This is a genomic window from Actinoalloteichus sp. GBA129-24, from assembly GCF_001941645.1.
Classification (GTDB): Bacteria; Actinomycetota; Actinomycetes; order Mycobacteriales; family Pseudonocardiaceae; genus Actinoalloteichus_A; species Actinoalloteichus_A fjordicus.
In genome coordinates this window covers 4817392-4837298 of record NZ_CP016077.1, presented here as the reverse complement: position 1 = coordinate 4837298, position 19907 = coordinate 4817392, and the positions used below count along the sequence as shown (strand labels likewise).

Sequence of the window (19907 nt, the reverse complement as noted above, 5' to 3'; positions counted from 1 at the left end):
ACAGTCTTCTCGTCGTCCAGGGGTGTCAGAACACGCATTCACCGTCGAGGATCGCGCCGTTGGCCTGGTAGTCCACGCTGGCAACGTTCGGGCACTCGCGCTTGAGCCGGGCGGCCAGGTTCTTACCGCGCTCGATCCATGCCTGCTTGGCCTCGGGGGTCGGGAATCCGGAGTCCTGCGGGACGGCAAGGTTCAAGGTCGCCTGGTATTCGTCGTCCCATGCGGTCAGCTCGCGGGCGAGGTCGGCGCTGAACCCGAGGTGCTCGGCGGCTTCCTCGATCGTCCAGTTCGTACCGCGTCCCTTCTGGACGTGGTAATAGAACGGGCCCTCATCGAATCCGGCAAGGATGCCCACCTGTACGGGTTTCATCGTGTGTCTCACTTCCTGCGGAGGTGCGGGCGGACGCGGCCGGGCTCGTCCCGGTTCATGGGGTGCGAGGTGACGATGTAGCCGTTGCTGCCGAACAGGACCGAGAATCGGCGCATCGACCCGTCGAACTCGACGTCGTAGACCTCTCGATCCCTGCCGGTATAGCCGATCAGGTCGCCGCGCTCGATACCGGCGAAGATCAGACCCGGCACGCGGTGTGGTGGCGTGCCGAGGTCTTCGAAGTTCCCCTTCCGGAAGGGCCGATTGATGTGGCCGAGGCCGGACCCCTCATCGCCCAGTTCCAACCAGACGATACGGCCGTCACGATGCCGGGTCATGCGCACGATACGTTCCACGCTGATCTTGACGCCGTTGCGGCGGAGTTCGGCGATCTGCTCGGCGTAGCGGACTTCGGGCGCGACCCGGTCGGGAGGCGGCGAGCTTGTCGACGGCGACCGAACCGTCTCGTCTGCGGACGGCGACACCACCACCGGTGGCCCGGCGTCGCCGACGCCGTGTCCGGCGATTTCGTGGCAGTAGCCGTCGATGAGGTCCTGCGCCTGGCCGAACAGGGCGTGGGCCGCGCGGACCTCCTCACCGGACGCGCGGGCCAGGTGGTTGACCTGCTCGACCTCGGGTTGCGCCGAACCGAGGGTGGCGGTGGCGAAGACGGCCGCGCCGTCGGTGATCGCCGCGTCGGCTTCGGCCGTCGCCCGCCGGGCCTCGGTCAGCAGGGCATGGGCTTGACGCAGTTGCTCGACCACGTCCGTGACCGACACGGCTCGACTCCTCACTATCGGTGATCGTCCGATCATGCCGGACACAGAGTTTCGCCGGTCGAGTGGGTGCGAGGCCAGAGCGCGACAGACGTCAGGACTCAGGACGCAGTCGGCGCCGCGCCCGCAGCCGCCACGCGCTTAGTCAGCCCGTCGTCACCGGGGCAGCGTTAATCCGTTCACCCGCGACCGGCCGGGCACGTACCCGCCGCGAGCCACTTCTCCTTCAGCCCGGCGGGGATGTTCAGCGTGGTGGGCTGCCCGTCGCACAGGACGCGGGCGCTGCCACTGAGCAGCAGGCTGCCCGCCTTGTCCAGGACGGTCGTGGCGAGCCTGCTGCGGTCCTCCGCCCGTTCCAGGACACGCATCAACCGGGCTCCGGCGCGGACGGCACGGCGCCAGCCTCGGGAATGCGGCACGCCCATCCAGTCGGCCACGTGCGGATGAACCGTCTGGCGGACCATCGCCGCGACGACGCCGTCGAAAACCTTGCCGGGGACCATCTTCTCGTAGAGGTCGAGCAGATTCCGCGTGAGCTCCACACCTTCGGCCGATGGCGCGTACGAGGCTTCGACGAGCGTCGCGTTGAGTTCTTGTGCCTCGGCCAGTGTCTCCGGCATCGCAACGGCGGGAATTCCGAGTAAGGCGCCGGTCACCCGCCAGACGTAGTAGTAGTCCTCGGCTTCCTTCTCGGTCACCGAGACCCCGATCCGCCGCATGCCGTCGATCACCTGTACCGAGAAGATGAGCAGCGCGCCGAGCAGATCCTGCTGGCAGATGGGTACCCCGTCGGCCTCGACGTCCCAGGTACCGGAGTGGGTGATGAAGTACCGCACGGCGGCATGGATCAACCGGGTCTTCTGGATGGTGGGCATGAAGGCTCCACCGGCCCCGAACGGTGCAGGCCCCATCATGTTGAGCACGAACTGCGAGGTCTCCGACAGCCGTCGATGCGGTTGATTCAATCTGTGGGTCAGCGCCAGCACCCTGGACGGTCTCGGCTGGGCGTAGCAGTTGACCATCGCACCGAACGACAGGACCGAGGCGACGTGCACGCCGTCGTCGATGAAGAAGTCGTACGCGCCCGCCACGCGATCGAGGTCAGTCCAGTCGGGCACGGTGTCGGTGGCGAGGAGATACGCCCGCACCGACGGCGGTAACTCCTCGGGGACGGGCTGGTCGTTGGCGCGGAACTGAGCGAGGACCTCGTTCACCGCGCCCACCTGGTCGGTGGCCACGAGATCGGTGATCACGTCGTCCGCGAGCGGGTCGCCGTGGAATTTCAACGCCTCGATGCCGGCTTGGTCGATCACTGGGCTGCCACCTCTTGCCGCTGCGGTGCGCCTCTCGCGCCCGGTCAGCTAAGGCCCTTCCGAGCGCGATGACCAGACCTGCCGACCTCGATCCCCCGAATTCCCCGTTCTATCGCCCGAACGGCCTAGAGGACTGCTCCGTGAGTTCGTCGCCACCCGGTGCCCAGGGCGTCGCGCCGCCGGCCGATGTGTGCACATCGGCCGGACGGACGTTGGACGAGCCGGTTCGCCGACCGGGCGTCGGGCAGCATCGGACGGAGCAGCATCGAGCCCCGGAGCGACATCGAGCCCCGCCGCGACCGGCGACGGCCCGCACTGCCCACCGTCCGGTCGCCCTGCCCGAGACTCGGGGCCCTCAGCCGAAGAACCCCGCCCCCGGAATCGCGTCGAGCAGATTGCGCGTGTAGTCGGTCTCCGGGTTCTCGAAGACCCGATCGACGGTGTCCCGCTCGACGACCTGGCCCGCGCGCATCACCAGGACGTCGTCGGCGATGAGCCGCACCACGGCGAGGTCGTGGGTGATGAACAGGTAGGTCAGCCCCAGATCCCGCTGCAACCCGGCGAGCAGCCGCAACACCTGATCCTGGACCAGGACGTCCAATGCGGACACCGCCTCGTCGCAGATGACCACCGAGGGCTCCAGCGCCAGCGCCCTGGCCAGCGCGACCCGCTGCCGCTGTCCGCCGGAGAGTTCGTTGGGGTGGCGCTGCGCGACGCTGCGGGGCAGCGCGACGTGATCGAGCAGCTCGGCGACCCGCTTCCGGCGGCTCTGCCGGTCACCCGTGCGGAACACCCGCAGCGGCTCGTCCACGATGCGCTCGATGGTGAACATCGGGTTAAGCGAGCCGTAGGGGTCCTGGAACACCGGCTGCATCGCTCGGCGGATCGCCCGCCGCTCCGCGCCGCGCGCGGTCTGCACCGTGCGGCCGTCGAGCCGCACCGTGCCCGCCGTGGGCGTCTCCAGGCCCAGCACCATCTTGGCGATGGTGGACTTCCCGGAGCCGGACTCGCCGACGATCGCGGTGGTGGAGCCCCGACGCACGCCGAAGCTGACGTCGTCGACCGCGCGCAGCGTCCCCGAGAGCCGTCCCCGGAGGCGGTAGTCCTTCACCAGCCCGTCGACGACGAGAACGTCATCGTCCTTCCGAGCAGCCGGGTCGGCCGGTGCGGCCGAGCGGTCCGCCGCGCCGAGTTCGGCCGGTGTCTCCCGCTCGGCGACGGTGGTCGCGGTCGACGTCGTGCCGCCGAGGAATCGTCGGGCGGTCACCACCGACGGCGCGGCGGCCACCAGTCGCCGGGTGTACTCGTGCTGCGGGCCCTCCAGCAGGCCGCGCGCCGAGCCGGACTCCACCACCCGGCCCTGCGACATGACGAACACCGTGTCCGCCCGGTCGGCGGCCAGGCCGAGATCGTGGGTGATGAACAGCAGCGAGGTGCCCAGGGACGACACGAGCGTCTCCAGGTGGTCCAGGATCTGCCGCTGCACGGTGACGTCGAGTGCGGAGGTCGGCTCGTCGGCGATGAGCAGCTGCGGCTGGCAGGCCAGCCCGATCGCGATGAGCACCCGCTGCCGCATCCCGCCGGAGAACTCGTGCGGATACTGCCGCGACCGCCGGGCCGCGTCGGGGATGCCCGCGTCGCCCATCAGCTCGATCGCCCGGCTGCGCGCCGCCGCGCCCGTGGCGAGTCCGTGGGCGCGCAGCGTCTCGGCGACCTGATCCCCGACCCGGCGCACCGGGTTCAGGTTGGACATCGGGTCCTGCGGCACCAGCCCCACCTCGCGGCCGCGCAGCCTGCGCAGTCGGGACTCGCTCGCCGTGGTGATGTCCTCGCCTCGGAACAGGACGTTGCCCGAGGTGATCCGGCCCCGGCCCGCCAACAGGCCCAGGACCGCCATCGCGGCGGTGGACTTGCCGGAGCCGGACTCGCCGACGATGGCGACCCGCTCGCCGGGCCGCACCGTGAGGTCGACTCCGCGCACGGCGGGCGTCGCGCCCGGTGCGGTGGAGAAGGACACCTCGAGGTCGCGTAGTTCGAGAAGCGGTGCGGCGGTGTCGGTCTCGGTCATCGTCCTCAAGCTCCTGGAGTCTTCTGGTGCGCCGGCTTCTGGGTCGACTGCCTTCTTGCGTCGCATTCCGCGGGGCGCCGCTGCCCGGTGGGCTGCCGTCGTGTGGGGCTCTCGGTGTTCGCGCCACGGCCTCGTGCCGTCGTGCCGTCGAACCGGTGCGTGCGGGCGGAGCCCCTCGTCCGCCCGCGCGCCTCGATCAGCGTCCGACGGCGTAGCCCTGCATGCCGCGGGGGTTCGCCGCCGCCGTCAGCACTCCGGTGGCCGGGTCTCTGGACACCGAGGACAGCCTGCCCAGTGCCCAGTCACCGGCCCTGGTGACGAGATGCCCGAGGCGGGTCAGCTCCGCGATGACCTCCTCGCCGATGCGGTCCTCGACGACGATCTCGCCGGGGGTCCAGGTGCGCGGCCAGAAGGAGCCGGGCATCGAGGTGGTGTGGAAGGCCGGGGCGTCGATCGCCTGCTGCGGCGTGTAGCCGCCGACGATGGTCCGCAGCAGGTAGAGAAGCTGCCACTGATCCTGCTGGTCGCCGCCGGGCGAGCCGAGCGCGGTCACCGGCACGCCGTCGCGCAGCACGAGGGTCGGCGTCAGCGTGGTGCGCGGCCGCTGCCCCGGGCGCAGGCCTGAGGGCGAGTCCGCGTCCAGCCAGGTCATCTGCAGCCGGGTGCCCAGGCAGAAGCCGAGTTCGGGGATGGTGGGGGAGGACTGGAGCCAGCCGCCCGACGGCGTCACCGAGACCAGGTTGCCCCACTTGTCGACGACGTCGACATGACACGTGTCGCCTCTCGTCTCGCCCGCGCGGCTGACGGTCGGCTCGCCTGCGGCGGCTCCCGCTGCGGAGACGTCGTAGGTCACGCGCAGCGGCGGCTGGTAGGCCGTGCGGCCGGGCAGCACGCCGGGGCGCAGCTCGGCCGAGGCGGTCTCGCCGATCAGCGCCCGCCGCTCGGCGGCGTACTCCGCAGACAGCAGTGTCTCGGCGGGCGGGGCGAGCGCGCCCTCGCCGTCGCCGTAGTAGGCGTCGCGGTCGGCGAGCGCCAGCTTCATCGCCTCGACGATCCGGTGGGCGCCCGCTGCGGTGCTCGGGTCGATCTCGTCGTCGGTGAAGCCCTCCAGGATGGCCAGCGTCTGCAACAACGCGGGCCCCTGGCCCCAGAAGCCGGTCTTGGCGATCGTGTGGCCACGGAACTCCACCGTCACGGCGGGCTCGTAGCCCGCCGAGAACCCGGCGAAGTCCGCCGCCGTGATCACCCCGGCGTGGTCGGTGCCCGAGGCGTGCCGGTGGGGGGTGCGCACGAACTCCTCGACGGCCTCGGCGACGAAGCCCTCTCGCCATGCCGACCGGGCGGCCTCGATGCGCCCCACTCGATCCGTCGCGTCGGCACCGGCCTCGACCAGCCGTTGCAGCACGCGGGCATAGGCGGGCAGCCGCACCAGCTCACCGGGCTCGGGAGCCCGGCCCTCGGGCGCCCACAGCTCGGCGGAGGTCGGCCAGTGCTTGGCGAACAGCTCCGAGACCCCGGCGATCGTCGCGCACACCCGCGGCAGCACGGGGTGGCCGTCGCGGGCGTAGCCGATCGCGAACTCCAGGACGTCGGCGAGTTCCCACGTCCCGTGGTCGCGCAGCAGCACGAACCAGGCGTCGACGGCGGCGGGCACCGCCGCGCCCAACGCCCCGGCGCCGGGGACGAGATCGAGCCCCTCCGCGCGGTAGTGCTCGATCGTCGCGCCCTGCGGTGCAGGTCCCTGACCCACCAGCACCTGCGGACTCGGGTCCGTCGCTGTGGTGAACACCCCGGTGAGGTCGCCGCCGGGACCGTTGAGGTGCGGCTCCACCACGTGCAGGACGAAGCCTGCGGCCACGGCGGCGTCGAAGGCGTTGCCGCCCCGCTCCAGCACGGCCTGCGCGGTGGCGGAGGCGGTCCAGTGGGTCGTCGCCGCCATGCCGAACGTGCCCTGGAGGGTGGGGCGGCTGGTCATCGCGGGCGGGGGGACGAAGGTCACGAGTAGGTCCTCAGCGTCGAGTGGTCGGGTCGAGTGCGTCGCGCAGGGCGTCGCCGAACAGGTTGAAGCCAAGACAGATCAGCAGGATCACCAGGCCGGGGAAGATCGCCGCCGTGGGGGCGCGGACCAGGTACTGCTGGGCGTCGGCGAGCATCACGCCCAGGCTCGGCGTGGGCGGCTGGATGCCCAGGCCGAGGAAGGACAGCGTCGCCTCGCCGATGACCGCCACGGGCATGATCACGGTGGCCTGGACGATGATCGCCGAGGTCGCGTTGGGCAGGATGTGCTGGGCGAGGATGCGGGGCCCCGAGGCGTCCAGGCCTCGGGCCGCGAGCACGAAGTCCTTGCCCTTGAACCGCAGCGTCTCGGCCCGGACCACTCGGATCATGGTGGGGATCTGCGCGACGCCCAGCGCGATCGCCGCGTTGGTCAGGCTCGGGCCGTTGATGGCGGCCAGGCCGACGGCCAGCACGAGGAACGGGAAGGCCAGCATCAGGTCGGTCAGCCGCGACACGATCGCGTCCAGCGCGGGCCAGAAGCCCGCCAGCAGCCCCAGCGGGGTCCCGATCACGATGGCCAGCAGCACCGACAGCCCGCCGACCTGCAACGACGTCCGCGCGCCGTGCAGGAGCCTGGAGAGGATGTCGCGGCCGAGATCGTCGGTGCCCAGCGCGTAGCCGATCGTCAGCGGCTGCTGGAACGGTGCGTCGAAGTGCACCTCGGCGGGTGAGTAGGGCGCGATCCACGGGGCCAGCAGCGCCGCCGCGATCACCACGAGCAGCAGCACACCGCCGGTGACGCCGAGCGGATTGCGCAGGATGTCGCGCAGCACGCGCCCTCGCACCTGGGCGAGGTCCACCTGCACGGGTTCGGGAACGGTGGACATCAGGCCCTGCCTCCCACTCGGATTCGCGGGTCGATCAGCGTGTAGAGGACGTCCACGGCGAGGTTGATCAGGATGTAGGCCGCCGTCACCACCAGGACCACGGCCTGGATCACCGGGTAGTCCCGGCTGAAGACGGAGTCCAGGGTGAGCTTGCCGAAGCCGGGCAGACCGAAGATCCGCTCGGTGACCACGGCGCCCGAGATCAGCCCGCCGAGCTGAAGCCCGACGATCGTGACCACGGTGATGAGGCTGTTGCGCAGCGCATACCGCATCAGCACGGTGCCGCGCTTGAGGCCCTTGGCCCTGGCGGTGCGGACGTAGTCGGCGGTCAGCGTCTCCAGCATCGAGGCGCGGGTCTGCCGCATCACCACCCCGGCGATGCCGGTGCCCAGGATGATGGCGGGCAGCGTCAGGTGCAGCAGCCCGCGCAGCGGGTCCTCCCACGGCGAGACGTAGCCGGAGGCGGGGAACCAGCCCAGGCCCACCGCCAGGTACAGGATCGCGAGGATGCCCAGCCAGAAGTTCGGCACCGACAGCGAGACCAGGGCGAAGCCGTTGGCGGTCCACTCCGGCCAGCGACCACGGAACACCGCCGCGACGACCCCGGCGCCGATGCCGAACAGCATCGCCACGATGAGTGCGTAGACCGACAGCTCGATGGTCACCGGCAGGGTGGTGGCGATCAGCTCGGTGACGGGCGTGCCGGTGCGGACCGACTCGCCGAAATCGCCGCTCAGGGTGTTGGTGAGGAACCGCCAGTACTGCACGAGCAGCGAGTCGTCCAGCCCGAGGTTCGCCCGGATGGCGGCCAGCTGCTCCGGGTTCGCCTCCTCGCCCGCCATGGCCAGCGCGGGGTCGCCGGGCAGGGCGCGGACGCCGAGGAAGACGACCATCGAGGCCAACAGCAGGGTGACCAATGACTGCCAGGTTCTGGTGAGCAGATAGCGGCCCACGTCAGTCCTCCTCAGCTCGGAAGGCGGCGCGGCCCAGCCGGACGACGCCGTCGGCGTAGACCTCCACGCCGACGAGGTCTTCGCTGTGCGCGGTGAGGTTGCGCTCGCGATACAGGTAGACGATCGGGTTGTCCTGCTGGAGGATCGTCACGATCTCCCCGTACAGCTCGGTTCGTCGCTCCACGTCGTCGACCTCGGCCGCCTCGGCCAGCAGCTCGTCGACCTCCGGCGTGCTGTAGCCTGCGTAGTTGCTGCCCGCGCCGGTCTCCATGAACGTCCTGATGTTGTTGTTCGGGTCGATCCGCCCGGACCAGCCGAGCTGGACGGCGTCGAAGGTGCCGTTGGCCTGGACGTCGAGCAGGGTGGAGTACTCCACCGGCACGATCTCGATCTCGAAGCCGCCCTCGCCGACCGAGGCCTGCAAGGCCTGGGAGAACCGCAGCGTGTCCGGGTTGTTGGCGGCCTGAAGCCTGATCCGATACGGCGTCTCGACGCCCGCCTCGGCGAGCAGCCTGCGCGACTCCTCGGGATCGTGCTCCGGACAGGCCTCGCTCGCCTCGCTGGTGAACGGGCTCGCCGGGGAGATCGGGGAACAGGCGGGCTCGAACCAGTTGTTGAACACCGAGTTGACCAGCGCGTCCCGGTCGACGGCGTGGGAGAACGCCTGCCGCACCCGAGGGTCGGCGGCCAGCGGCGTGTCGATCTCACCGGTCTCGGCGCCCACTCCGTCGACGTTGCCGACGTTGAAGGTGACGCCCTGATAGCCCAGCGAGCCGATCTGGAGCACGTCGATGCCGTCTTCGAGCGAGAGCGCGTCCACCTCGGTGGTGGAGACCCGGTCGATCACCTGTACATCGCCGGAGCGCAGGTTCGCCGCCCTGATCGAGGCGTCGGACATGATCCGGTAGGTGATCGTGTCGAGGCGGACCTGGTCGGCGTCGTAGTACAGCGGATCGCGTTCCACCCGGATCGAGGTCTGCGGGATGCGGTCGACGAAGCGGAACGGGCCGACGCAGACCGGGTGGCCGCCGAAGTCGTCGCCGCGCTCGGCGAGCGCCTCTGGAGAGAGGATCATGCCCGCCCGGTCGGCCAGGGCGCCGGTGATCGGCGCGAAGGGCTCGGCGTAGTGCAGCACGACGTGCTCGGCGTCGGGTGCCTCGACGGACTCGATCGGCCCCAGCTCCGCGCGCCGGGCCGAGTCCTCCTTCTCCAGGTGACGGAGCAGCGTCGTGCGGACCGCCTCGGCGTCGAAGGGCGCGCCGTCGGCGAAGACGGCGCCCGTGCGCAGCGGGATGGTGACGCTGAGTCCGTCGTCGGAGACCGTCGGCAGCTCGGTGGCCAGCTGCGGGATCAGTTCGCCCTCGGCGTCGAGGTCGTAGAGCTTCTCGCAGACGCTGCTCATGACATACCGGGTGTAGAGCGAGGTCGACGTCGTCGGGTCGAGCTGGTCCGGCTCGGCCGAGAGGCCCATCACCAGATCGCCGCCTTCGCGCACCGGGGTGTCGCCCACCGGCGACCCGGTGACGTCCGAACGCTCGCCTGCGGGCGGCGGCGGCTGAACCGGGACGCAGGCGCTCGCGACCAGGGTCGCCAGCGCCGCGCCGACCGCCGCGCAGACGCGGCCTCGACGCCGGGCACGCCTGCCGTCACGCCACGAAGGCGCGGCGGGGCGCAAATCCGGGTGAGTCATGTGGGGACCTCGCTACAACATCAGGAATGTATACGATCCTAGACCTTAGGTGGACGATGTTTCCATGATGTTTCCGCAGGTGCAATGGGTTCGGTCGCACCATTTGGACGGCGACTTCCCGACTGCGTCATCTTTGTATACGATTCGTTGCGCTACGGGAGCGCCCGCTTCGTGCCGGTCTCGTCATCGCCTGGGCGGCGCGGCCGAGCGGGAGTCGTGGCAGACCGGTCGGTGCCGGGTTACGTCACAGGACGGCGACTCGCCTCGCCGGGTCAACCGCGTCGGGGTCAGCCGTGGCGGAGCAGGTATCCGTGCCGGGAGTTCTCGACATGACGGCGCATGAGGAGGGCCGCACCATCGACGTCGCCCGTCTCGATCGCCGAGGCGATCAGTCGATGCTCGATCCACGAGCTCTCCGCCCGCACCGCCACGTCGGCAGCGTAGATCCACTCGATCTTGCCCGCGAGTTGGCGCAGCATCCCGGTCAGGCTCGGATTCGCCGCGATCTCGGCGATGGCGAGGTGGAACGCCGTGTTCAGATCGGTCAGATCCTGCCGCCTGCCCGCCGCCAGCGCGGAGTCTCCCGCGTCGACGACGGCCATCAGCCGAGCCACGGCCGCCGAGTCGGCCCGGCCCGCAGCCCGTCGCGCCGTGCGTTCCTCGACCGTCGCGCGCACCGCGAAGAGGTCGTCGGCGTCCGCCGTGTCCAGGGCCGCGACAGTCGAGCCCGCATAGGGGCGGGACACCACGAACCCCTCGGTCTCCAAGACCCGGAACGCCTCTCGGATCGGGACCCGCGAGACGCCGTAGGCCTCGCTCAGCGCGGCCTCGGTGACCCGCGTTCCCGGTGCGAGGGTGCCCCGGATGATGTCGCGCCGGATTCGGCCTGCGACCCGCTCGCTGAGGCTGGTCACGGTGCGCTCCTGACCCTTGATGCGGCATTCCCCTGCCACGGCGGCCGTCGGGAACGGCAGCACCCTCCTGCGGGCAGATGCCTGGAACGGCGGACGTCCGGCACGGCAGAGGACAAGCATATCCATGCCTCCCGCCCCGTCGGGAGCAGACGAGAACAGGACGACCGAGTTGACGAGTCGCACGCCTGACAGTCGGGCACGCACCCACCTGATGCTGATGCTGGTGCTCACCTTCTCCACCGGGGTGGTCGACGCCGTCGGATACCTCGGCCTCGACCGGGTCTTCGTCGGCAACATGACCGGCAACGTCGTGCTGCTCGGCATGGGCGTGGTCGACGGCGTCGCGGGGGAGGGCGGCGTCACCGTCGGCGGCGAGCCGCTGCCCGTCCTGCGGCCCGCGCTGGCGCTGGTCGGCTACCTCGTCGGCGCCGTCATCGCGGGCCGCGTGCTGCGCAGGGCCGCACCCGGCTGGACGACGCACACCACCGCCCTGCTCGGGGTCGTCGCAGGCGTCCTGCTGGTGCTCAGCGGCGCCCTGCTGTTCACCGGGGCGCACCCGGCCGACCCGCTCGGCGCCGTGATCACCACCGGCACGGCCGTGGTGATGGGCATCCAGGCCGCAGCGGCCCGACGGCTCGCCGTCAAGGACGTCACCACGGTCGTGGTGACCTCGACGCTGACCGGCCTCGCGTCGGACTCCCGACTCGCGGGCGGGGACGGGCGACTGTGGGCCCGCCGGGTGGGCGCCGTCGGCCTCATCCTGCTCGGTGCGCTGGTCGGCGCGGCCCTGCTGCTGTGGCATATCGCCGCCGCCCTGATGCTGTCCGTCGTGGCCACCGTCGTGGTCGCGGTGATCGGCCACCGGACTCGCGAGGTCGTCGCGGAGCGGGAGCCCGTGGCGCGCGCCCAGGCTTCGCTGGGCTGAGCCGCCCGGCCCTCGGACGCCTGCCCGTGGGCTCGTCCGGGCCTGCCGTCGTCGATCCGCCGTCGTCGGGCCGTGCTCGGTACTCGACCGGCGTGGGGGTCCGGTCGGTCGTTCGGCCGCCTCGGCGGCGGGTCATCGACACGCTCGATCGGTCGTCGGGAACTAACCGGCTCCGTTCGACGACCTGTGCGGTGACGATCTCCCGCCGTTCGAGATCGAGTCCGCCCGGCGACGAGGGTCCGTGCGGTCTGACGACGGCGGTCGGCGTCGCGAGGCGGACGGAGCGTCGATGAGCACGAATTCAGCGGGGATCGGGCGTGGCAGGTCTGCGTCGGAGGGCGGCGGGCCGGATCGGGCCGCCGCCGATGCCGCGCCGCCGGGCGAACCGCCGGGGACACTCGACGCGGGCTCGGGCCCGCGAGCGGCGGCGAGCGGCGGCGACGCCACGACGTCGGCCTGGTCGCACCTGCGTCCCCTGGTGCTGCGGCTGCACTTCTACGCGGGCGTCTTCGTCGCGCCGCTGCTGATCATCGCCTCGCTCACCGGGCTGCTCTACGTCTTCAGCCCGCAGATCGAGCAGGCCGTCTACGACCGAGAACTGCACGTGTCCCCCGCCGGAACGGCGCAGCCGCTCGCGGATCAGGTCGAGGCCGCCCGCCTCGTCCGCCCCGACGACGAGATGAGATCCGTCCGGCCGGGCCCGACGGCCACCGACACCACCCAAGTGATCTTCCATGCCCCCGACCTGCCGGAGAGCTATCACCGCACGGTCTTCGTCGACCCCTACACGACCGAGGTCCGGGGAGTCCTGGAGACCTACGGCAGCGGGCAGGCCCTGCCCGTGCGCGGCTGGATCGACTGGCTGCACCGAGGACTGCACCTCGGCGACGTTGGCAGGCTCTACAGTGAACTCGCCGCGAGCTGGCTGTGGCTGATCGTCTCGGTGGGCGCCGTGCTGTGGGTGCTGCGCAGGCGGTCCGACCGGCGGGCCCGTGCCGTCCTGGCGCCCTCGGGTGGTCCGGCGGGCCGCCGCCGCACCCTGTCCTGGCACGGCTCGGTGGGCATCTGGGCGGCGGGCGGGCTCGTCCTGCTCTCGGCCACCGGGCTGACCTGGTCGACCTTCGCGGGCGAGAACGTCAATCAGCTCCGGGCGGCGCTGTCCTGGGACACGCCCGCCGTGTCGACCGAGCTGCCCGCCTCGGGCGTCGACACGTCTGGCCCGCCGGGCGGCGGCGCCGACGTGGGCGTGGACCAGGTGTGGGCGGCCGTCGTCGCGGCGGGGCTCACCGGGCCGGTGGAGATCACCCCGCCCGAGGAGCCCGGCACGGCCTACCGGGTGGCGGAACAGGGCCGCGTCTGGCCCACCGAGCAGGACTCGGCCGCCGTCGACCCGGCGACCGGCGAGGTCCTCGAGGTGCTGCGCTTCGACGACTATCCGCTGGCGGCCAAGCTGGCCCGCTGGGGGATCGACGCCCACATGGGCTTCCTTTTCGGCTGGGTGAACCAGGCCGTGCTGGTACTGCTGGCCGGGTCGCTGCTCGGCGTGATCTTCTGGGGCTACCGGATGTGGTGGCTGCGCAGGCCGACGCGGGCCGCCGCGTCCTCCTTCGGCAGGCCGCCCGCCCGAGGCGCCTGGCGGCGGATTCCCGGCCGAGTGCTGGCGCCGGTGATCCTCCTCGGCGTCGTCATCGCCTACTTCCTGCCGCTGCTCGGTGCCTCGCTGCTGGTGTTCCTGCTGATCGACATCCTGCTCGGCCGCCGAGACCGCCGTCGCGCCGCGCCGATCGAGGCGCCACCGGGTCCTGACGACGGCACGGAGATCGGCGCGCTCGCGGAGGCCGACGCGGCTTCGGCCGTGGTCGGGGCGCCGAGCGGGGTCGCAGCCGACCACGCCACCACGGGGGCCGGTCGAACCGGCCGCACCGACACCGACACCGCCGGAGGTGCCTGATGGTCGACGGACCCCTGTTGCGCTGGCTGTTCACCATCGGGTTCGCCGTCGCGCTGCTCGGCTTCCTGCGGCAGCTCGTGGGACGCCCGGCGGACGGCCCGAGTCTGCCCGCGCGGATCTCGGCCCTGGCCCACGTGCTGATGTGCGCGGCGATGGTCGCCATGGCCTGGCCGTGGGGGATGAGCATCCCCCTCACTCCACAGCTCGTCGTGTTCTCGCTCGCCACCGCGTGGTTCCTCGCGCTGACCGTGGGGCGGCTGCGGGCGGGCCGTGAGCAGGCCGCCGGGCCGTCGGCGCACGTCCATCACACGCTGATGGCGGCGGCGATGGTGTGGATGCTGGCGATCATGCCCGCCGCGATGACGGCACCCTCGAGTAGCGGCGGCCACGTGCACGCGCTCGCCGCCCTGGGTTCGCCCGCCGAGGGCATCACGACCCTCGGCGCGGTGTCGGTCGCCCCCGAGCGGCTGGGCCTGTCCGCCCTCGTCGCCGTGCTCACCGGACTGATCGGGCTGTACCTCATCCTGTCGTCGCTGCGCTGGATCGCCGGAGCGGTCGACGCCGCGCAGGGCGTCCTCGCCGTGGAATCCGGGACCCGGCCCGCCGCAGGGTGGGTCCGTGCCGAGTGGGCAGGCCGGGCGACGGCCGAGGTCGACGGCGGGGACGGCACGGCCGGGGCCGGTGGGGGCGGGCTCGCCACGGTCGCCGGGGAGAGGTCCGACGGTGCGGGCGCGGCGACCGGCTCGGCGCGGGTGCTGCGGTTCGAGGCCTTCGACGCGGGCTGCCATGCGGTGATGAGCATCGGCATGGGGGCCATGCTGCTGGTGATGCTCTGATCGGTGCGGCGGTGCGGCGGTGCGGCGGTGCGGCGGTGCGGCGGTGCGGCGGTGCGGCGGTGCGGCGGTGCGGCGGTGCGGCGGTGCGGCGGTGCGGCGGTGCGGCGGTGCGGCGGTGCGGCGGTGCGGCGGCAGGTCGCCGGAGGTCGCGGTAGGTCGCGGTAGGTCGCCGTCAGGTCGTGGCAGCTCGCTGCCAGTCATGGTAGGTCGCTGCCAGGTCGTCTTCGGGCCGCTGTGAATCGTTGCGGGACGGGTAGTTCACCTCCAGATCGCGGCAGGGCGGCAGCGGCCGCGGGCCGGTCGTCGTCCGGTCGCCGAGGTGGCGGCCGGGCTGCCGCCTCGCCCGCGTCGGCCGCCTTCTCAGCCGAGATCCGGCGGCGGCCCGCTCCGACGGTGTGGGCGGGCCGGGCCGGCCCGCGGTGTCACGGCCCTGGCCCGCCCGGCGCCGATCTCCGCTGGCAGGCCTCAGGCCTCAGCGGACTCAGGCCCCACCAGCCCCACCAGCCCCACCAGCCTCAGCGGCCTCAGCGGCCTCAGCGATCCGCGAGCAGCGCCGCGAAGCCGTCCAACACCCGCTGAAGACCGAAGTCGTAGGCGTGGTCGGGATCGGCGGCGGCCTGATGTTCCTCACCCGCTGCGGTGCCGACCCGCGCCGCCGTCGGGAAGCGGCTCGGGTCGAGGACCTTCGCCAGCAGCGGCTCGTTGGCCGCCCACCACTGCTCGTCGTTCATGGCGGTGTCGCGGGCCGCGAGTTCTCGATCGATGGCCAGCCGCGCCACGTTGTGCACGAAGCCCAGCAGATAGGTCAGGGCGGCGTCCATCTCGACGTCGGTCAAACCGATGCCCTCGAAGGCCAGCAGCTCATGCTCGTACTTGGCCATCTGACCCGGCCCCAGCACCGGCCGGGTCGTGGAGGCGGCGGCGACCCAGGGATGCCGGGCGAGCAGGGCGCGATTGCCCTCGGCGACCGCCGTCACCCGCTCCCGCCACGGCCGGTCCACGTGGTCGGGCCTCGGCATCGCCAGGTAGACGGCGTCGAGCATCAGATCCAGCAGCTCGGCCTTGCTGCGGACATAGGTGTAGAGCGACATCGGCGCCACGCCGAGGGACTGGGCGACGCGGCGCATGGTCAGCGCGTCGAGCCCGGCGCCGTCGGCGAGGGTGATCCCGGTGTCGACCACGGCGTCGACGGTGAGCCCCTGCCGCGGTCCCCGCGCGGGCCGCCCGGTGCCGGGCTCCCGCCACAGCAGTGCCAGCGTCCGGGCCGGATCGGTCGTGCCGCTGCGATCTTCGGCCATGGCGCGATCCTCTCACGGCATACTCCGTACAAGGTATAGTGTACTTTGTACGTAGTCATGGTGCCACGCTGCTGAGGCTGCGGCGTCGCCCCTCGCGATCAGCGAACGACATCGGGAGCAGCCGTGCAGATCTCATCCACCGCCATCTCCTTCACCGTCGAGGACGTCGACGCGTCCCGCGACTTCTTCCGCCGCCACCTCGGGTTCACCGAGGCGATGGCCGCCGACGGCTTCGTGTCCCTGACCCGCGAGGACGCCGCCGTCAACCTGGTGTTCCTGCGCCGAGGCATCGAGGTGCTGCCCGCACATTTGCGGGCGCAGCGGGCCGCCGGGACGATCGTCGCCTTCGTCGTCGACGACCTCGCGGGCGAGCAGGACCGCCTGCGCGCCGAGGGCGTCGAGATCACCCTCCCGCTGCGGCAGGAGCCCTGGGGCGAGCGCCTCTTCATGATCACCGACCCCAACGGAGTCTCCGTCGAACTCGTCGAGTGGGCGACCGGGGACGAGGCGGGCTGAGCGCGCGTCGAGTCCGCACCCCGCGTGGCAGGCGAAGCACCCGAGCCGCCGAACCCTCGGCGACTCGGGGAGACCCTGGCCAATCCCATCCGAAAGACGGCAGCCGTTCGTCCGCAATGGACGTGATCAAGAACGCGGACTGGTCGTCGACCTCGGACGCGAGGGCGGCAGCGGCCGGCGGGCATCGGCGGAGCGGAGCCGGGGACGCGCGCTCGCGATGCGCTCTCGGCTGATCGGGGACCGGACCGGTCCGCCGGTCGCGAGCTGTCGGATTCCCGGTAGCGCGCGGCAGGCGACGTCGCCTAGCGAGCGGCGCCCCGGTCCTCGTCGGTGATGCGGGAGCGGAAGAACCTCCGGACGTCCTCGGCGAGCAGCTCCGGCACCTCCATTGCGGCGAAGTGGCCGCCGCGCTCGAACTCCGACCAGTGCCGGATGTCGTACAGCCGCTCGGCCAGCGGTCGCACCGACTGCGTGATGTCGTGCGCGAACACCGCGACGCCGAGCGGCACCGGGCACGGCTCGACCCGCCGAGGAGTCTCGCGGTGCAGCCGCGCCGAGGAGGCCGCCGTGGCCGTCAGCCAGTACAGCGAGACGTCGGTGAGCATCCGCTCGTCGTCGATCGGGGTGCGGGGATCCGTCCACTGGGCGAAGCGCTCGGCGATCCAGGCCAGCTGGCCGACCGGCGAGTCGGTTAGCGCGTAGCCGATGGTCTGCGGGGTGCGGGCCTGGAGCGCCTGGTACGGGGGACGGTTCGCCATCAGCTGCCGGACCTTGTCCAGCCGGGCCTCGTCCGTCTCGGACAGCGCGATGTCGGCGTCGGCGACCGGCCTGGTCGGCAGGTAGTTGACGTGCACCCCGACGACCTGCTCGGGGGCCACCGCGCCGAGCGCCGTGGAGATGCCCGAGCCGAAGTCGCCGCCCTGCGCGCCGTAGCGCTCATACCCGAGGCGGCGCATCAGCTCGGCCCAGGCCCGCGCGACGCGGACGGCGTCCCACCCGCGCTCGTGCGTAGGCCCGGAGAAGCCGAAGCCGGGGATGGACGGGATCACCAGGTGGAAGTCGCGGGACAGCGGCTCGATCACGTCGAGGAACTCCAGGAACGAGCCGGGCCAGCCGTGGGTGAGGATCAGCGCGAGCGCGTCCGGCCGCGCCGAGGAGACATGGACGAAGTGGACGTTCTGGCTGTCGATCTCGGTGGTGAAGTGCGGAAGCTCGTTGAGTTCCGCCTCGTGCTTCCGCCAGTCGTAGCCGGTGCGCCAGTACTCGGCCAGCTCCTTGAGTCGCGCCAGCGGGAAGCCGTAGTCCCAGCCTGCGTCGGCGATCTCGTTCGGCCAGCGGGTGCGGGAGAGCCGATCGGTCAGGTCGTCGAGGTCGGCCTGGGGGATGGCGATGCGGAACGGCGTGATCATGGTCTGCCCTCCGGGACTGATTCGGCGACTGAACGTTCGTCCGTCTAACGTTTATGCTCCAAACGATAGCAGAATCGTTAGTGGTCCCAACGGTTCGATAGGCTTCCCGCATGACGAGCCCGGCAGAGGAGCCGCCCGCCAGGTGGACGGGCCTGCCCAGTTGGCTGCTCACCCAGACCGCGGGCCACGCGCACCGCCTGGTGTCCGACGGGTTCTCCTCAGCGGGCGCTCGCGGCTACCACTACCGACTGCTGGCGACGCTGGACGAGTTCGGCCCGGCCAGTCAGGCCGCGCTGGGGCGGCGTAGCGGCATCCACCTCAGCGACATGGTCGCGACGATCAACGAGCTGGCCGACCGTGAGCAGGTCGAGCGCGCGCCGGACCCCGCCGATCGACGGCGCAACATCATCTCGCTGACCGCCGAGGGCGGCAGGCAGCTGCGGCGACTGGAGAAGCGGCTCGCCGAGACCCAGGACGAACTGTTGGAACCGCTGTCCGCCGAGGAGCGACGGCGGCTGACCGGGCTGCTGGCCAGGCTGCTGGACCACCACGATCGGCGCATCGGCGCCGCGAGAGAGCCGTGAGACCCGCCGGCAAGCGGAGCTCCTCGACGGATCACCGGGCAACCGGTTGCCGTGTCCTCCGGCAGGCCGAGGGGATGGCGTCTGCCGCCTGCACGGGAGATCCGCAGGCCGCACACCCAGCCGGGTCCCTCGTCCGAGTCTCCGCGCCGAGCCGAACTCCGGGCCGGCGATCACCGAGGCGAGAGCGCGCCGGCCTGGTCGGGTGGCGGGGTCGGAGCTGCGGGCATCCCGCCCCCGCAACGACCTGTCCCGAGGCCGACGGGTCATCTGGTCCTGCATGCTCGGCGGTCCGCCCCGAACCTGCGCGACGGCCGTGACCGGGACGGTGGGCGCGGCCAAGACGTCGACCGACTCGAACAGCGTCGCCCATCGCTGCCGCAGCAGTCGCCTGGCCCGTTGGGCCCGTTGGGCCCGGAGGTGGTCGGTGGCCGGGATCAGCTCGCCCGCCTCCAGCACGGTGCGGACGTCCTCGCCGTAATCCGCCGCGCGGGTGCGCAGCAGCTGCCGGTGATAGGCGGCCGCCTCGGTGAACAACAGTCCGGAGTGGACGGAGCGCAGATACTCGCCCATCGGGATCGTCACCTCCACCAGCGTGGCGCCCAGCTCGCCGAGGGTCTCGACGGCGGCCCGCACCGCGCGCTCGACCTCGACGTCCACGTGATCGAAGAAGAAGTCGCGGGGCACGCCGACCCGCACGCCGGTCAGCTCGTGGCCCAGCAGCCTGCGCCGGCTGGTGGGGGAGGCGTTGGGGGAGCAGTCGACTGGGCCGGCCCGATCGACGGGATTGCGCACCGGCCTCCGCGCGACCCCGGAAATCCGAGCTGCTTCGGCGATGTGGTCGGGGAAGACCGGCTCGGTGACGCCGTTCCCCGCGACATCCGGCCCTGCTTAAAGGTTTTCAATCATGGCTTCGGCGAGCTTGCGCGCCTCTCGCTCGGCCTCCGCTGTCGTCATAGGCTCTTCTTCGCCGTTCTCATTACGGTCCTTTCCGTCTACGATGACCTGGACTATGAGGTTATGCTGGAGCGAGGTGGCGTGCGCTCCACTGGGTGTCTGTTCCTGATACCAGTAGTGTGCGTCCGGCCCCAATTCTGGCGCAGGTAGCACGGTTGCGGCACTCGGTACGCTGTCGATTTGATCGGCATAGCTTTCGGCTGCCTTTTCCGTTGGGTTTCCGATGATGCTCTGTTCATCTGTGACGATCCGGTAAGAGAAACTTGCGTGTCGACTGAAGGGACCATGGGCGCCTAGGAAATCTTCGGCGAAGAAGGTGGCCGAGCAATGCACTAGTCCGAGGGTTCGCAGGTCGTCATCCCGGTCGGCGGTATCCTTGTCGGTCTCATATCGTGTCTGATTGTAAAGTTCTCCGGCGAACGATTCGGTGGCTTCTTCCAGTTGGGTTGAGCAGGAGTCCGGAAG

The 19907-nt window shown here is 71.3% G+C and carries 17 protein-coding genes and 1 pseudogene; 5 read left to right on the top strand and 13 right to left on the bottom strand.

Going from position 1 to position 19907, the window contains the following annotated elements:
- Positions 1–25 precede the first annotated feature (25 nt).
- The 9 genes from UA75_RS20720 to UA75_RS20680 form a co-directional block, all read right to left on the bottom strand.
- Positions 26–370: a hypothetical protein gene (locus UA75_RS20720; protein ID WP_157434330.1), complete on the bottom strand. Its 345-nt coding sequence runs from the start codon at positions 368–370 to the stop codon at positions 26–28.
- Positions 371–378: 8 nt separating this feature from the next.
- Entirely contained in the window at positions 379–1149 is a 771-nt protein-coding gene (locus UA75_RS20715; protein ID WP_075741675.1) for a hypothetical protein, read from the bottom strand.
- A 176-nt stretch (positions 1150–1325) separates the two neighbouring features.
- Positions 1326–2459, bottom strand: coding sequence for an oxygenase MpaB family protein (locus tag UA75_RS20710; protein ID WP_075741674.1), 1134 nt, complete (start codon positions 2457–2459; stop codon positions 1326–1328).
- 355 nt (positions 2460–2814) lie between these two features.
- Positions 2815–4527, bottom strand: coding sequence for a dipeptide ABC transporter ATP-binding protein (locus tag UA75_RS20705; protein ID WP_075741673.1), 1713 nt, complete (start codon positions 4525–4527; stop codon positions 2815–2817).
- Between the two features lie 196 nt (positions 4528–4723).
- Positions 4724–6502: a gamma-glutamyltransferase family protein gene (locus UA75_RS20700; protein ID WP_232251238.1), complete on the bottom strand. Its 1779-nt coding sequence runs from the start codon at positions 6500–6502 to the stop codon at positions 4724–4726.
- 34 nt (positions 6503–6536) lie between these two features.
- The gene (locus tag UA75_RS20695) at positions 6537–7412 is read right to left on the bottom strand and encodes an ABC transporter permease (protein WP_075741671.1); all 876 of its coding nucleotides are present in this window, start codon (positions 7410–7412) and stop codon (positions 6537–6539) included.
- Positions 7412–8365: an ABC transporter permease gene (locus UA75_RS20690; RefSeq protein WP_075741670.1), complete on the bottom strand. Its 954-nt coding sequence runs from the start codon at positions 8363–8365 to the stop codon at positions 7412–7414. Before UA75_RS20690 ends, UA75_RS20695 begins: the two co-directional genes overlap by 1 nt.
- Before the next feature lies 1 nt (position 8366).
- Positions 8367–10055, bottom strand: coding sequence for an ABC transporter substrate-binding protein (locus UA75_RS20685; RefSeq protein ID WP_083690821.1), 1689 nt, complete (start codon positions 10053–10055; stop codon positions 8367–8369).
- Positions 10056–10342: 287 nt separating this feature from the next.
- The gene (locus UA75_RS20680; RefSeq protein WP_075744021.1) at positions 10343–10969 is read right to left on the bottom strand and encodes a GntR family transcriptional regulator; all 627 of its coding nucleotides are present in this window, start codon (positions 10967–10969) and stop codon (positions 10343–10345) included.
- Positions 10970–11138: 169 nt separating this feature from the next.
- On the opposite strand from UA75_RS20680, the gene UA75_RS20675 reads away from it, so the two are divergent.
- The 3 genes from UA75_RS20675 (at position 11139) to UA75_RS20665 (ending at position 14681) form a co-directional block, all read left to right on the top strand.
- Positions 11139–11894, top strand: a complete 756-nt coding sequence (locus UA75_RS20675; protein ID WP_232251100.1) for a YoaK family protein — start codon at positions 11139–11141, stop codon at positions 11892–11894.
- 289 nt (positions 11895–12183) lie between these two features.
- Positions 12184–13845: a PepSY-associated TM helix domain-containing protein gene (locus tag UA75_RS20670; RefSeq protein WP_083691055.1), complete on the top strand. Its 1662-nt coding sequence runs from the start codon at positions 12184–12186 to the stop codon at positions 13843–13845.
- Positions 13845–14681, top strand: coding sequence for a DUF5134 domain-containing protein (locus UA75_RS20665; protein ID WP_075741667.1), 837 nt, complete (start codon positions 13845–13847; stop codon positions 14679–14681). The genes UA75_RS20670 and UA75_RS20665 overlap by 1 nt, the downstream gene beginning before the upstream one ends.
- A gap of 533 nt (positions 14682–15214) precedes the next feature.
- On the opposite strand, the gene UA75_RS20660 is transcribed toward UA75_RS20665, so the two are convergent.
- Complete coding sequence (locus tag UA75_RS20660) at positions 15215–15979, bottom strand: TetR/AcrR family transcriptional regulator (RefSeq protein ID WP_075741666.1); 765 nt, start codon at positions 15977–15979, stop codon at positions 15215–15217.
- A gap of 123 nt (positions 15980–16102) precedes the next feature.
- Here UA75_RS20660 and UA75_RS20655 point away from each other — a divergent pair, with 123 nt between their 5' ends.
- Complete coding sequence (locus UA75_RS20655; RefSeq protein WP_075741665.1) at positions 16103–16495, top strand: VOC family protein; 393 nt, start codon at positions 16103–16105, stop codon at positions 16493–16495.
- Positions 16496–16797: 302 nt separating this feature from the next.
- Here the strand turns inward: UA75_RS20655 and UA75_RS20650 are convergent, their stop codons facing one another.
- A complete protein-coding gene (locus UA75_RS20650; protein WP_075741664.1) occupies positions 16798–17904 on the bottom strand; it encodes an epoxide hydrolase family protein in 1107 nt (368 codons plus the stop codon).
- Positions 17905–18014: 110 nt separating this feature from the next.
- On the opposite strand from UA75_RS20650, the gene UA75_RS20645 reads away from it, so the two are divergent.
- On the top strand, positions 18015–18488 hold the full coding sequence (locus tag UA75_RS20645; RefSeq protein ID WP_075744020.1) for a MarR family winged helix-turn-helix transcriptional regulator: 474 nt from the start codon (positions 18015–18017) through the stop codon (positions 18486–18488).
- A 360-nt stretch (positions 18489–18848) separates the two neighbouring features.
- Here UA75_RS20645 and UA75_RS35215 read toward each other — a convergent pair.
- Positions 18849–19172: pseudogene (locus tag UA75_RS35215) on the bottom strand (amidase family protein); the annotation flags it as partial.
- Positions 19173–19376: 204 nt separating this feature from the next.
- Positions 19377–19775 (bottom strand): hypothetical protein, encoded by a 399-nt coding sequence (locus UA75_RS33255; RefSeq protein ID WP_157434329.1) that lies wholly within the window; start codon positions 19773–19775, stop codon positions 19377–19379.
- Between the last annotated feature and the right edge of the window lie 132 nt (positions 19776–19907).

Coding starts and splice junctions, on each gene's coding strand:
- UA75_RS20720 (WP_157434330.1), bottom strand. CDS start 370: ATGAAACCCGTACAGGTGGGCATCCTTGCCGGATTCGATGAGGGCCCG.
- UA75_RS20705 (WP_075741673.1), bottom strand. CDS start 4,527: ATGACCGAGACCGACACCGCCGCACCGCTTCTCGAACTACGCGACCTC.
- UA75_RS20700 (WP_232251238.1), bottom strand. CDS start 6,502: ATGACCAGCCGCCCCACCCTCCAGGGCACGTTCGGCATGGCGGCGACG.
- UA75_RS20695 (WP_075741671.1), bottom strand. CDS start 7,412: ATGTCCACCGTTCCCGAACCCGTGCAGGTGGACCTCGCCCAGGTGCGA.
- UA75_RS20685 (WP_083690821.1), bottom strand. CDS start 10,055: ATGACTCACCCGGATTTGCGCCCCGCCGCGCCTTCGTGGCGTGACGGC.
- UA75_RS20670 (WP_083691055.1), top strand. CDS start 12,184: ATGAGCACGAATTCAGCGGGGATCGGGCGTGGCAGGTCTGCGTCGGAG.
- UA75_RS20665 (WP_075741667.1), top strand. CDS start 13,845: ATGGTCGACGGACCCCTGTTGCGCTGGCTGTTCACCATCGGGTTCGCC.
- UA75_RS20660 (WP_075741666.1), bottom strand. CDS start 15,979: ATGGCCGAAGATCGCAGCGGCACGACCGATCCGGCCCGGACGCTGGCA.
- UA75_RS20650 (WP_075741664.1), bottom strand. CDS start 17,904: ATGATCACGCCGTTCCGCATCGCCATCCCCCAGGCCGACCTCGACGAC.
- UA75_RS20645 (WP_075744020.1), top strand. CDS start 18,015: ATGACGAGCCCGGCAGAGGAGCCGCCCGCCAGGTGGACGGGCCTGCCC.